At 67.3% G+C, this 1,381-nt stretch carries 1 protein-coding gene; it reads right to left on the bottom strand.

The window, feature by feature from the left end:
* The coding region (locus VP06_RS28345; RefSeq protein WP_048467157.1) for an IS256 family transposase at positions 1-816 on the bottom strand (816 nt) is incomplete at its 3' end.
* Between the last annotated feature and the right edge of the window lie 565 nt (positions 817-1,381).

The following is a 1,381-nucleotide window of genomic DNA, read 5'->3' as shown; positions in this document are numbered from 1 at the left end:
GGCGATGAAGGCCGAGACGACGCGCCGGCCCGAGCGGCCGGCATGGGCCAGGACATTGCGCATGAAGTGCACCCGGCACCGCTGCCAGGAGGCGGTCATCACCTTGGCGACCGAGGCCTTGATGCCCTCGTGGGCGTCCGAGATCACCAGCTTGACCCCGCGCAGGCCGCGCCGGGCCAGCTTGCGCAGGAACTCGGTCCAGAAGGTCTCGACTTCGGACGGACCGATGTCGAGCCCCAATACCTCGCGTCGCCCATCCGTGTTGACGCCGACCGCCACGATGACGGCCACCGAGACGATGCGGTGGTTCTGGCGCACCTTCACGGAGGTCGCGTCGATCCACAGGTAGGGCCACTCGCCCTCGATCGGCCGCTCCAGGAAGGCGTTCACGCGCTCGTCGATCTCCTGGCACAGCCGGCTGACCTGGCTCTTGGAGATGCCCGTCCCGCCCAGCGCCTGGACCAAATCGTCGACCGCACGGGTCGAGATGCCCTGGATGTAGGCGTCCTGGATCACGGCTGTCAGCGCCTTCTCGGTCATCCGGCGCGGTTCCAGGAAGCTCGGGAAGTAGCTCCCCGTCCGCAGCTTCGGGATGCGCAGCTCGACGGTGCCGGCTCGCGTCTGCCAGTCGCGGTCACGGTACCCATTGCGCTGGGCCAGTCGCTCCGGGTTCTTCTCACCGTGGGCCGCGCCGGTCAGGCCGCCCACCTCCAGTTCCATCAGACGTTGTGCGGCAAAGCCGATCATCTCGCGCAGCACGTCCGCGTCAGCGCTCTTCTCAGCCAGCGCCCGCAGGCTCATCATGGCGTCGGTCATCGGGGGTCTCCCGGGTTCGGGGTTGGTGGCTCACAACCCGATCCTAACCCGTCACCGCCGATGGCCACCCCCGCGAGAGATCCCGCCTGCTACAGCGCTGTGAGGGCGCGCAGGCGAGCTCTCCCGCTCTCGCTCAGCTACACCACTCCAAGGGACACAACCGGCGTCGGTCCTCGGCGGAGAGAAGCTGCCCTGCCATCCACCCATCGAATCACTCAAAACGCATCCTGAAAAGCGTAAAAATCGGCTTCCTTCCGAGTCGCGGCATATCTGGGCGCCAACGTACCGGGCAAACCGCGGGTGTTCATGCCCTATGCCGGCGGCATGGCGCATTATCGCAGCATCTGCGAGCGCGTCGCGACCGCTGGCTAGGCCGGCTTCACCCTACGCTGACGTCCCCTCCCCTACTGCATTCGCCCGGCGCCGCCCCTGTGCGATGAGGGCACGGCGCCGACGCCATGCTGGGGCGACGCGGTATCGACGAAGTGATCGCCATCTGTGGGTCCAGACGCGACAAACCCCGCCGGCCGAGCCTGAGCGGGGTTTTTTCGTGTGGTTGGTTGCG

Origin of the sequence: Methylobacterium aquaticum, from assembly GCF_001043915.1 — a bacterium.
In the GTDB taxonomy this organism is placed as follows: domain Bacteria; phylum Pseudomonadota; class Alphaproteobacteria; order Rhizobiales; family Beijerinckiaceae; genus Methylobacterium; species Methylobacterium aquaticum.
Note: the sequence above shows the minus strand (reverse complement) of the source record. Positions and strands in the feature narration are given on the sequence as shown.